The organism is Blautia sp. OF03-15BH (assembly GCF_003463065.1).
Lineage (GTDB): Bacteria > Bacillota > Clostridia > Lachnospirales > Lachnospiraceae > Limivivens.
This window is the reverse complement of record NZ_QSCM01000012.1, coordinates 81,546-92,468: the sequence shown is the minus strand read 5'-3', so window position 1 is coordinate 92,468 and position 10,923 is coordinate 81,546. Positions and strand designations below refer to the sequence as shown.

General features: G+C 48.3%; 10 protein-coding genes. 9 read left to right on the top strand and 1 reads right to left on the bottom strand.

Annotated features, from left to right (window positions below):
- Window positions 1-72 precede the first annotated feature (72 nt).
- Window positions 73-669 (top strand): HD domain-containing protein, encoded by a 597-nt coding sequence (locus DXA57_RS12665; RefSeq protein WP_199612729.1) that lies wholly within the window; start codon window positions 73-75, stop codon window positions 667-669.
- A 10-nt stretch (window positions 670-679) separates the two neighbouring features.
- The gene (locus DXA57_RS12660) at window positions 680-2,725 is read left to right on the top strand and encodes an aminopeptidase (protein ID WP_243005794.1); all 2,046 of its coding nucleotides are present in this window, start codon (window positions 680-682) and stop codon (window positions 2,723-2,725) included.
- Here the strand turns inward: DXA57_RS12660 and DXA57_RS12655 are convergent.
- A complete protein-coding gene (locus tag DXA57_RS12655) occupies window positions 2,720-3,577 on the bottom strand; it encodes a DegV family protein (protein WP_117767708.1) in 858 nt (285 codons plus the stop codon). The genes DXA57_RS12660 and DXA57_RS12655 overlap by 6 nt on opposite strands.
- 569 nt (window positions 3,578-4,146) lie before the next feature.
- Between DXA57_RS12655 and mgtE the strand changes: the two genes are divergently transcribed.
- The 7 genes from mgtE to DXA57_RS12620 all read left to right on the top strand — a co-directional run bounded on the left by mgtE (window position 4,147) and on the right by DXA57_RS12620 (window position 10,922).
- The gene (gene mgtE, locus DXA57_RS12650) at window positions 4,147-5,544 is read left to right on the top strand and encodes a magnesium transporter (RefSeq protein WP_117767707.1); all 1,398 of its coding nucleotides are present in this window, start codon (window positions 4,147-4,149) and stop codon (window positions 5,542-5,544) included.
- Window positions 5,545-5,782: 238 nt separating this feature from the next.
- On the top strand, window positions 5,783-6,292 hold the full coding sequence (purE, locus tag DXA57_RS12645; protein ID WP_117767706.1) for a 5-(carboxyamino)imidazole ribonucleotide mutase: 510 nt from the start codon (window positions 5,783-5,785) through the stop codon (window positions 6,290-6,292).
- Between the two features lie 58 nt (window positions 6,293-6,350).
- A complete protein-coding gene (gene purM, locus DXA57_RS12640) occupies window positions 6,351-7,376 on the top strand; it encodes a phosphoribosylformylglycinamidine cyclo-ligase (RefSeq protein ID WP_117767705.1) in 1,026 nt (341 codons plus the stop codon).
- A complete protein-coding gene (purN, locus tag DXA57_RS12635) occupies window positions 7,370-7,999 on the top strand; it encodes a phosphoribosylglycinamide formyltransferase (RefSeq protein WP_117767704.1) in 630 nt (209 codons plus the stop codon). Before purM ends, purN begins: the two co-directional genes overlap by 7 nt.
- Window positions 8,000-8,012: 13 nt before the next feature.
- On the top strand, window positions 8,013-9,284 hold the full coding sequence (purD, locus tag DXA57_RS12630) for a phosphoribosylamine--glycine ligase (protein WP_117767703.1): 1,272 nt from the start codon (window positions 8,013-8,015) through the stop codon (window positions 9,282-9,284).
- Window positions 9,285-9,306: 22 nt separating this feature from the next.
- Entirely contained in the window at window positions 9,307-10,389 is a 1,083-nt protein-coding gene (locus tag DXA57_RS12625; protein ID WP_147345695.1) for a cadherin-like beta sandwich domain-containing protein, read from the top strand.
- Between the two features lie 158 nt (window positions 10,390-10,547).
- Window positions 10,548-10,922: a GntR family transcriptional regulator gene (locus DXA57_RS12620; protein WP_117767701.1), complete on the top strand. Its 375-nt coding sequence runs from the start codon at window positions 10,548-10,550 to the stop codon at window positions 10,920-10,922.
- Window position 10,923 lies beyond the last annotated feature (1 nt).

Below are 10,923 nucleotides of genomic sequence, written 5' to 3'. Positions count from 1 at the left end.
CGTTGAAGTAGGAATGAAACATGGAAGTTTATAACTTTTTATAAGTTTTCAGTAACGGATAAGAAAATGGATATGGAACGACTGAAAAAGCAGATGGATTTTATTCTGGAGATTGATAAAGAGAAAAATATCCGTCGGCAGACCCTGATCTCAGATGCGAGCCGCCAGGAAACGGATGCAGAACATGCCTGGCATCTGGCGGTGATGTGTGCACTGCTTTCTGAGTATTCCAATGAAAAGATCGATGTGGCTCATACGATGCTGATGGTATTGATGCATGATCTGGTGGAGATCGATGCGGGAGACACTTATGCTTACGATGAGGAAGGAAACAAAAGCAAGGAGGAACGGGAGCTGAAAGCAGCCGACCGGATCTACAATCTCCTTCCGCCGGATCAGGCCAGAATGGCAAGGGAACTCTGGGATGAATTTGAGGCTATGGAGACCCCGGAGGCCAGGTTTGCCAATACACTGGACAAGATCCAACCGGTATTTTTAAATGATGCAGCCGGCGGTATTTCCTGGACCAAGCATGGGGTGTATATCGATCAGATCCTGAAACTGGATGCCAGAGTGCATGAGGGCAGTGAAGAACTCTGGAAATATACAAAGAAGATTCTTGACAAAAATGTGGAAAACGGAAACATAAAGGTAAGAAATGAGGAATGAAAGGATAGTCATGGAAACAAAAAAGAACGAAGAAAACGACGTGCTCCGGGAGCGTTTTGAACTGGCCATGGAGCGGATCGGTGAGATCGCCGGAGAAGCTACGGTGCCGGAGATCTATCAGCCGTATTTCAGAAGAACAGCCGGTTTTATCCTGACGATGGAGGGCCTGTACGGAGAGATCAGGAACGGCCACACGGAAAACTATACTTTAAAGGAATGGCAGACTCTGAACAGGAGCCTTTATCTGGATATCCTTCCTGAGCATTACGCAAAGAGTTTTGCCAATCCGGATTATGCGTTGAAAGAACTGGGAGAAACACACAGCAAGCTGCTGTGCTTCCTGTATACAGAGCTTCGTACGATGATTGTCAGTGCTTTTGAACAGCGGCTGGAGGAGATCGTGGTTCTGGCAGAGCTTTTTATTGAAGTATACAATGCTTTTGAAGGGGAGGAACTTCCTTCTTATCGTGAGATTCAGCAGATCCTCTACTGGTTCAAGAGTGATTACAGTGAGCTTTTCCTGATGGAGCGCCTGACGCAGCAGCTGGATCCGGACTGTGATTTTGCCAGAAAGATCCTGATGGAGTCTGATCTTTCCGACCTCCGTTATCTGTATAAATATGGAGAATATATCTCTGATAACGAAGTGAAGATGGCAGAGTATATCAATCAGCTGCCGGAAGAGACCGTTGCGCGTATGGCAAATGTATACAGTGAGGGACTGCGGCTGTATTTCATCCAGAGCAGGAAGGAGCTTTCCAGAAAGAAGACGGTCAATGTCCGTTTTGTCATTGGATTTGAGCGGATGATCCGGAAGGCAGTAGAAAACTTCCGGGCAATGGGACTGGAGCCGGTGATCTACCGGGCAGCGTCTGGTGTGCGTGCGGTTGGCTACTGCGGAGGAATCCCGAACAAACAGTATGCGTATGATCATCGTGCAGATGAGGCTCTTTTCCTGGATGGAAATTATAATGAGAGAAGACTTGGTGTCATGCGGACCGCTTATGAGAAAAACAAAAAACTGGCTGCTGAGTTTGCCGGTCCTGCCTGTCAGGAGGTATTCGGCGGCAAACCCTTTGCACCGGCAGATAAAGAGAGTGCCTGCCATTTTTCAGAGCGTCAGCAGAAACTGGTCCTTGAATATCAGAATGAACTGACTCAGATCCGGAACCGTTATATCAATGGAGAAGAGACCGGCTTTACGGTGATCTGCTTCCCGACACCGGAGGTAGGAGACAGGTTTCCGGAGATTTTCCGTGAAGTGATCCGGATCAATACCCTGGATTATCAGAAGTATCAGAAGATCCAGCAGACGATCATCGATACGCTTGATCAGGGAGTGAAGGTCCGTGTACTGGGAAGAGGAGAAAACCATACCGATATCACAGTCGCTCTTCATGAACTGAAGGATCCTTCCAGAGAAACTATTTTTGAAAACTGCGTGGCAGATTGCAACATTCCCGTAGGAGAAGTGTTCACATCTCCGAAGCTTGCCGGGACCAATGGCGTGCTGGAGGTGACGGAAACCTTCCTGGCAGGGCTTTATTATAAGAAGCTTCGCCTGGTATTTCAGGATGGCATGGTGACAGAATATCATTGTTCTAATTTTGAATCGGAAGAGAAAAATCAGGAATATCTGAAAGAAACGATCATGAACCATCATAAGAGCCTGCCGCTCGGTGAGTTTGCGATCGGAACCAATACCACTGCTTATGCGGTATCAGAGAAATACGGCATTGGCGATCAGCTGCCGGTGCTTATTGCAGAAAAAATGGGACCGCATTTTGCGGTTGGAGATACCTGCTACAGCTGGGAAGAAGACTGTCCGATCTACAATCCGGATGGAAAAGAAGTGATTGCCCGTGAGAATGAAGTTTCGCTTCTGCGCAAAGAAGATGTTTCCAAAGCTTACTTTGGCTGTCATACCGACATCACGGTGCCTTATAAGGAACTGGGGGCTGTCCGTGTCATCAAAGCGGATGGAAGCGAAGTCTCCATTCTGGAAAACGGGCGTTTTGTCCTGCCTGGAACGGAAGAACTGAACGAACCGTTATAAAATATCCTTCATGATACCGGCTCCAAGGGCATCGGCACCGGTATGGCAGGCAATACTTAAGGGAAGCGGATCTTTTTCAATGGTGTATTCCGGGAACGCTTTCTGCAGTTCTGCCTGCCACATCTCGCCCACGGAGTCGTCTCCGGAATAAGCGGCACGGATCAGAAGCTTCTGATCTTTGAAGCGAACGGCTTCATCCTGCTTCAGACCGTCGATGATGGCCTTTATCGCAGCTTTCATACCCCGGACCTTCTTATAGGCATCCAGTTTTCCACCCTGGATCTGAAGCACCGGCTTGATATTAAGGACACTGCCGATGGCAGCACCGGCAGCTGTGACACGGCCGCCCTTCTTCAGGTATTCCAGAGTATTGACGGCGATGTAGATACTGGATTCCAGACCGTCTTTTTCCAGATATTCTTTGATTTCGTTGCCTGTTTTTCCATCTTTGGTCATCTGGAGGGCTTCCAGAACAGACTGACGCATGGTAACGGAAATCCGGTGATTGTCTACGACAAGGACACGGCCGTCAAACTCTTTTGCAAAACCGGCGGCGGTTTCGCAGCTTCCGGAAAGACCGCTGGACATGGGGATATGCACGATCTCATCGTGGGTCTTTAAAATTTCTTCCCAGAGATCCATCAGATCAGCGGGAGAGGGCTGTGCTGTGCTGATATCCGCTTTCTCCTGCATTTCTTTATAAAATTCCTTCGGAGTGATGGTCTGATGCTCATAATACTCTTTTCCATTGATAAGAATAGGCATAGGCAGAAGATAAACGCCAAGCTCCTTCGCCTGCTCCGGGGTAAGTCCGCTGTTTGTGTCAGTCATGACTGCTATACTGTGACTCATATATATAACTTCTCCTTTACTTCTTTTGAGGATTTATTGTCGTCAGCCGGGGCAAAAGACTTTTTACCCACAACAGTATATTATACTGATGGGGTAAGATAATTGCAAGAACAGTCTTGAAAATCTGTTGCGTCCGGTCGTGATTCCCCGGTTGCAATTTCCGGGGAAAGGTACTATAATAGCAAAGGAGTCGGGGATCTCCGGCTCATCTTTATGTAGATCGGCAGAAAAACGCAAAACGTATCTGCTGAAATTTCTGAAAAAATTTATGGATAAAGGCAGGTGAACAGAATGGACGGTTGCGACAGTCATGGGCGAAGTAGAAACATGGAATGGGAGATGAGCGGCAGTCTGTTCTGCCTGCTCTGATATTTCCTGTTCTGTTTTCAAAAATCCAAGCCTGAGTATCGCTATAACTGCAACTGTTTATGAAGGACAAAAAGTTCTTCATCTCTTTTGATGTCATGGCCGAAAATTAAATTTCCGGCAGCAGCATCTTTTTTGCGTGTGCAAAAAAACAGAAAGAATGGATAGAATTACCTTACCAGAAGGTAAAACAGGAGGGCGAAATGGAAAACAACGTACAGGAAGATTACAAGTCAGAAATCCTTGACATTGTCAGAAGCAACGCCTCACCGGGGATCATGCGTGACAAGCTGGAAGATTATCACGAGAACGATCTGGCAGAGGTGTTTCCGGAACTGACACTCACGGAAAGACGGAAGGTATACCGCATTCTCGATATTGGGATGCTTTCCGATATTTTTGAGCATATTGATGAAAAACAGGCGGCGGAATATCTGGATGAGATGGACATCAAGAAGGCGGCAGCGATCCTTTCCGGTATGGAAACGGATGCTGTAGTGGATGTTCTGCGTATGACATCCAAGGAAAAAAGACCGGTCCTGATCGCTCTGATGGATGCAGATGCCAGAAAAGATATGGCGATCATTGCTTCCTTTGACGATGAGGAGATCGGAAGCCGCATGACGACCAACTGTATCGTGATCCGTGAGAATCTTACGGTAAAACAGGCCATGAGCGGCCTGATCGAGCAGGCGGCCAAAAATGATAATATTTCCACGATCTTTGTGGTGACGGAAGACGGCACCTTTTATGGAGCCATCGATCTGAAGGATCTGATCATTGCCAGGCAGGAATCCCCTCTGGAGCAGCAGATCGTTACCTCCTATCCGTACGTTTACGGACAGGAGCAGATCGATGACTGTATCGAAAAGCTGAAAAACTATTCCGAAGACTCCATCCCGGTACTGGACAATGACAACAAGCTTCTGGGTGTGATCACTTCTCAGAGCATTGTAGAACTGGTCGATGATGAGATGGGAGAGGACTATGCGAAGTTTGCAGGTCTGACTGCAGAGGAGGATCTGAAGGAGCCTTTAAAAGAGAGTATCAAAAAACGTCTTCCCTGGCTTCTGATCCTGCTGGGACTTGGCATGGTGGTATCATCTGTGGTAGGCATTTTTGAGCAGGTAGTGAGCCAGCTCACCATCATTATGTGTTTCCAGTCTCTGATCCTTGACATGGCAGGTAACGTGGGTACCCAGTCTCTGGCTGTTACCATCCGTGTGCTGATGGATGAGTCCCTGACCGGGAGACAGAAGCTGGAACTGGTATGGAAGGAAATGCGCATCGGTTTCTCCAATGGTCTGATCCTGGGAGTCCTTTCGTTCCTGCTCATCGGTCTTTACATTGCACTGTTTAAAGGAAAACCATTTGGTTTTTCTTATGCGGTATCTGCCTGTATCGGTCTTTCTCTGGTTCTGGCGATGGTCATTTCCGGAGCAGTGGGAACCTGTATCCCGCTTTTTTTCAAAAAGATCCATGTGGATCCGGCAGTGGCTTCCGGTCCTCTGATCACTACGATCAACGACCTGGTGGCAGTTATTTCTTATTATGGTCTGTGCGGCATCCTGCTCATCGGTGTCCTGCATCTGGCCGGGTAGTTTTTATATCAGAAAGCAGACTGGCTGCAGTTCTTCGGAAAGATCCGTTCCGGAGACTGCAGCCTTTTTTTGATGTTCCGCCTCTTTTTCTGACAATTTGTCGTTTTTTTCCGGAAAAAGCACTGGATAAATGTGAAATGCGTTAAGGAAGATTGGTTGACAATGACAGGAAGTCTTAGTAAAATAAAAGGATAGGAACTGAAATAAAACTATACATATCTAAAGGAGATTATGAATCATGGCAAAAGTCGGTATTGTAATGGGCAGTGATTCGGATATGCCGGTTATGGCGAAAGCTGCGGATATCCTGGAAAAACTGGGAATCGATTATGAAATGACCATTATTTCTGCACACAGAGAACCGGATGAGTTTTTTGAGTATGCGAAATCCGCTGAGAGCAAGGGCTTTAAGGTGATCATTGCGGGAGCCGGTATGGCGGCTCATCTGCCGGGAATGTGCGCTGCTATTTTCCCGATGCCGGTCATCGGTATTCCCATGCACACCACTTCTCTGGGAGGAAGAGACTCCCTTTACTCCATCGTGCAGATGCCCACAGGCATTCCGGTGGCGACGGTAGCCATTAACGGTGGTGCCAACGCAGGTATTCTGGCAGCCAAGATCCTTGCAACTTCCGATGAGGCGCTTCTTGAGAAATTGAAAGCTTACTCCCTGGAAATGAAAGAGCAGGTAGTGGCAAAGGCTGAGAAGCTTGATAAGGTTGGATACAAGGAATACATGAAGAAATAATTCAGAGAAACATTTCGAGAAAAACGAGATCAGGATAAATGAAGGAGGATTTTCCAAAATGGATTACAAGAAGGCAGGCGTAGATATCGAGGCGGGTTACAAATCAGTAGAGCTTATGAAAGAGCATGTAAAGAAAACCATGCGCAGTGAAGTGCTTGGCGGGATCGGCGGATTTTCAGGTGCATTTTCCATGGATAAATTTAAAGATATGGAGCATCCGACCCTGGTATCCGGAACCGACGGAGTAGGTACCAAACTGAAACTGGCTTTCATCATGGACAAACATGATACCGTTGGTATTGACTGTGTGGCTATGTGTGTAAACGACATTGCCTGTGCAGGCGGAGAACCGCTGTTCTTCCTGGATTACATTGCCTGCGGCAAAAACTATCCGGAGAAGATCGCTTCCATCGTAAAAGGTGTGGCTGATGGCTGTCTCCAGTCTGATGCAGCGCTGATCGGTGGTGAGACTGCTGAGATGCCGGGCTTCTATCCGGTGGATGAGTATGATCTGGCAGGCTTTGCTGTTGGTGTGGTAGATCAGAAGGACCTCATTACCGGAGCAGATATCAAAGCAGGCGATACCCTGATCGGAATCGCATCCAGCGGTGTTCACAGCAATGGCTTTTCACTGGTCCGCAGCGTCTTCAAGATGGAGAAGGAAACTCTGGATACCTATCATGAGGAGCTTGGAAAGACTCTCGGCGAGGCACTTCTGGCACCGACCAAGATTTATGTAAAGACGATGAAGAGCATCAAGAATGCAGGCGTGAGAGTAAAAGGCTGCAGCCATATCACCGGCGGCGGTTTCTACGAGAACGTTCCGCGTATGCTTCCGGAAGGGGCACATGCAGTGATCGAGAAGAACAGCTATGAGGTTCCGGCAATCTTCCGCATGCTTCAGAAGGAAGGCCAGATCGAGGAGCATATGATGTACAATACCTTCAATATGGGTATCGGTCTTGTGCTTGCTGTGGATCCGAAAGATGCGGATACCGTTATGGAGGCTGTCAAGGCAGCCGGTGAGACTCCTTATGTCATCGGTCATATCGATGCAGGAGAAAAAGGAGTAACCTTATGCTGAGAATGGCAGTCCTGGTCTCCGGCGGCGGGACCAATCTCCAGGCGATCATTGACAGCATTGGAAACGGAACCGTGACGAATGCCGAGATCGCAGTGGTAATCAGCAATAACCGTTCTGCCTACGCACTGGAAAGAGCAAAGCAGAACGGCATCGATGCGGCAGTCGTATCACCGAAGGATTATGCGTCCAGAGAGGAATTTAACGGGGCGCTTCTTCAGAAAATCCAGTCTTATCACGTAGATCTTGTGGTGCTGGCAGGCTGTCTTGTGGTGATCCCGAAGATCATGGTAGAGGCTTATCCGAACCGGATCATCAATATCCATCCGTCCCTCATTCCCTCCTTCTGCGGAACCGGCTATTATGGCCTGAAGGTTCACGAAGCGGCTCTGGAGCGTGGTGTGAAGGTGACTGGCGCTACGGTTCATTTTGTGGATGACGGCACGGATACCGGTCCGATCATTCTTCAGAAAGCCGTAGAGATCAAAGACGGCGATACACCGGAGATACTTCAGCGTCGTGTGATGGAAGAGGCAGAGTGGGTCATCATGCCGAAGGCGATCGATCTGATCGCTAACGGAAAAGTAAAGGTAGTGGATCACCGGACAGTGATCTTGGAAGGATAAAGGAGCATAGAAAATGAAAGTATTGATCGTTGGCAGCGGCGGCAGAGAGCATGCACTTGCGTGGAAAGTGGCTCAGAGCCCCAGAGTGGATAAAATTTACTGTGCACCGGGAAACGCCGGAATTGCGGAGTATGCAGAATGTGTTCCTATTACAGCCATGGAGTTTGACAAGCTGGCTGCATTTGCAAAAGAACAGGCGGTAGACCTTACCATCGTTGGAATGGATGATCCTCTGGTAGGCGGTATCGTTGATGCGTTTGAAGCCCAGGGCTTACGGGTCTTCGGTCCGAGAAAGAACGCAGCGATCCTGGAGGGTTCCAAGGCATTTTCCAAGGATCTGATGAAAAAATACCAGATCCCCACAGCTGCCTATGAAACCTTTGATTCTGCAGAGGCTGCACTTGCATATCTGGAAACAGCGGACTTCCCGATCGTTTTAAAGGCGGACGGCCTGGCTCTCGGAAAAGGCGTTCTGATCTGTCAGAATCTTGACGAGGCAAAAGAGGGCGTCAAAGAGATCATGACAGATAAGAAATTCGGTTCTGCCGGAAACCGTCTGGTCGTGGAAGAGTTTATGACCGGCCGTGAGGTTTCTGTCCTTTCCTTTGTGGACGGCAAGACCATCAAGACTATGACCTCTGCACAGGATCATAAGCGGGCAGGAGACGGTGATACCGGACTGAATACCGGAGGAATGGGAACTTTTTCACCCAGTCCCTTCTATACGGATGAAGTGGATGATTTCTGTAAAAAATATATCTATCAGGCAACGGTGGATGCCATGGCAAAAGAAGGCCGTGAGTTTAAGGGAATCATTTTCTTCGGTCTGATGCTGACAGAAAAAGGACCGCGTGTGCTGGAGTACAATGCCCGCTTTGGTGATCCGGAGGCACAGGTAGTCCTTCCGCGGATGAAAAATGATCTGGTGGATGTCTGTGAGGCCTGCATTGATGGAAAACTGGATGAAACAGACCTTCAGTTTGAGGATAACGCAGCTGTCTGCGTAGTTCTTGCAAGTGAGGGTTATCCGGTAAAATATGAGAAAGGTCTTCCGATCCGCGGGTTGGAAAACTTCAAAGACAAAGAAGGATACTATGTATTCCATGCAGGAACAAAATTTGACGGAGATACGATCGTGACCAACGGAGGCCGCGTACTTGGTGTGACCGCAAAAGGAGAAAACCTGAAAGCGGCCAGAGCCAATGCCTATGAGGCTGTCAAATGGATCGATTTTGACAACAAGTATTACCGCCATGACATTGGAAAAGCCATTGATGAGGCTTGAAAGTAAGAGAGGTACAAGATTTATGAACAAAACAAAGAAAAACTGGAAGGGTACGCTGATCCTTGGCCTGCTTCTTCTCTTTATGATGAGTGTCACGGCTATGGCTTCGTCTGACAACTCTCTGTCTGCACTGAATGTGGAGAACGGAACAGTTTCTCCTGATTTCGTGTACAGCACCTGGGAGTATGACGTAAAGGTGGCGCCGGGAACAGCAGAGCTGATCCTGAACCCCACAACTTCCGATTCCAACGCTTCTGTGAGCTCCATTACGGGAACGACCCTGGACAATGGGACGGGAACGGTACTGGTAACCGTTACTGCAGAGAATGGCAGTGCTTTTACCTATACGCTTCATGTATCCGTAGATGAAAGCCTGGCACCGGAAACAGAAAGCGAGACAGAGCCAGCAACGGAAGCTGTGACTGAGGCTCCGACGCCGGCTGTCACCGAGACGCCGGCTACCGAGATCACCCAGAATGAGGCTTATATCAAGCTGAATAATCAGGTGAATTCCTATAAAGAGCGTCTGGATCTTTCCATGAAGATCATTTACGGACTGATCGCGTTCTCTGTTCTTCTTCTGTTCATCATCATCAATCAGATCCTGAAAAACAAGGATCTCAAGGATGATCTTCGTGATCTGGAAGAAATGGGAGCCGGAAGAAATGCAGGTTATGGTCAGGATCCGTACGGAAACTACTATGAAGAACCTGCTCAGCCCCTGACCCGCAAGGAAAAGAAACAGGCTAAGAAAGAAGAAAAACAGCGTGCAAAGGAAGAAAAGCGCAATAAGAAAAAAGGCAAACAGCCGGAGCAGGACGGCCGCCAGATGAATTATCAGGAGCCGGCTGACCAGACCTGGCAGCAGCAGCCGGTCTACCAGCAGCAGAATTCCTATCAGCAGCCGGTTTATCAGCAGCAGCCCGTTTACCAGCAGCAGAATCCTTATCAGCAGGCAGAGCAGCCGGTAAATCAGACTCCGGAGCAGCCGTTTTCCGGCGCAGATGCCTCTCAGGAAGCATTTGCTCCTCAGGCAGAGCCGCAGAATCAGCCAGCAGCTGACGGTGAGAAAAAAGATGTAGATGTGACCATGGTCGAGCTTTGATCATGAGAAAAAGGAGCAGAAGCCTTCGGGCGAAGCTCCTTTTTTCGTTCTGCTGCTATACAAAGAATGCTTGCGTCTTGCATTCCTCGGGCATCTGTGCTATCATGTGTATAACAACGGAAACGAGGTGAATCGCGGAAAAGTGACCGCGGAACAATATGTTGATAAAGATTGATTTTCAAAGTGACGAGGCTCTTTATATCCAGCTTCGTAATCAGATCATTTTAGGGATAGCCACATCCACACTCCATGAGGGCGACGTCCTTCCTTCGGTACGTCAGCTGGCGGAGGATATCGGGATTAACATGCATACGGTAAACAAGGCATATTCCGTTTTGCGTCAGGAAGGCTTTGTGACGATAGACCGCCGCCGTGGTGCGATCGTGAGCCTGGATGTGGACAAGCTGCAGGCTTTGGATGAAATGCAGAAAAACTTAAGGGTTCTGCTGGCAAAAGGCAGATGCAAGAATATCACGAGGCAGGAGATCCACGATATGGTGGATGAGATTTTTGACGGATATGACGACAAGTAGG

What these genes read in the sequence shown, in the direction of transcription:
- DXA57_RS12625 (WP_147345695.1), top strand. Translation starts at nt 9,307, where the DNA reads ATGAACAAAACAAAGAAAAACTGGAAGGGTACGCTGATCCTTGGCCTG.
- DXA57_RS12665 (WP_199612729.1), top strand. Translation starts at nt 73, where the DNA reads ATGGAACGACTGAAAAAGCAGATGGATTTTATTCTGGAGATTGATAAA.
- purD (WP_117767703.1), top strand. Translation starts at nt 8,013, where the DNA reads ATGAAAGTATTGATCGTTGGCAGCGGCGGCAGAGAGCATGCACTTGCG.
- DXA57_RS12660 (WP_243005794.1), top strand. Translation starts at nt 680, where the DNA reads ATGGAAACAAAAAAGAACGAAGAAAACGACGTGCTCCGGGAGCGTTTT.
- mgtE (WP_117767707.1), top strand. Translation starts at nt 4,147, where the DNA reads ATGGAAAACAACGTACAGGAAGATTACAAGTCAGAAATCCTTGACATT.
- purE (WP_117767706.1), top strand. Translation starts at nt 5,783, where the DNA reads ATGGCAAAAGTCGGTATTGTAATGGGCAGTGATTCGGATATGCCGGTT.
- purN (WP_117767704.1), top strand. Translation starts at nt 7,370, where the DNA reads ATGCTGAGAATGGCAGTCCTGGTCTCCGGCGGCGGGACCAATCTCCAG.
- DXA57_RS12655 (WP_117767708.1), bottom strand. Translation starts at nt 3,577, where the DNA reads ATGAGTCACAGTATAGCAGTCATGACTGACACAAACAGCGGACTTACC.
- DXA57_RS12620 (WP_117767701.1), top strand. Translation starts at nt 10,548, where the DNA reads ATGTTGATAAAGATTGATTTTCAAAGTGACGAGGCTCTTTATATCCAG.
- purM (WP_117767705.1), top strand. Translation starts at nt 6,351, where the DNA reads ATGGATTACAAGAAGGCAGGCGTAGATATCGAGGCGGGTTACAAATCA.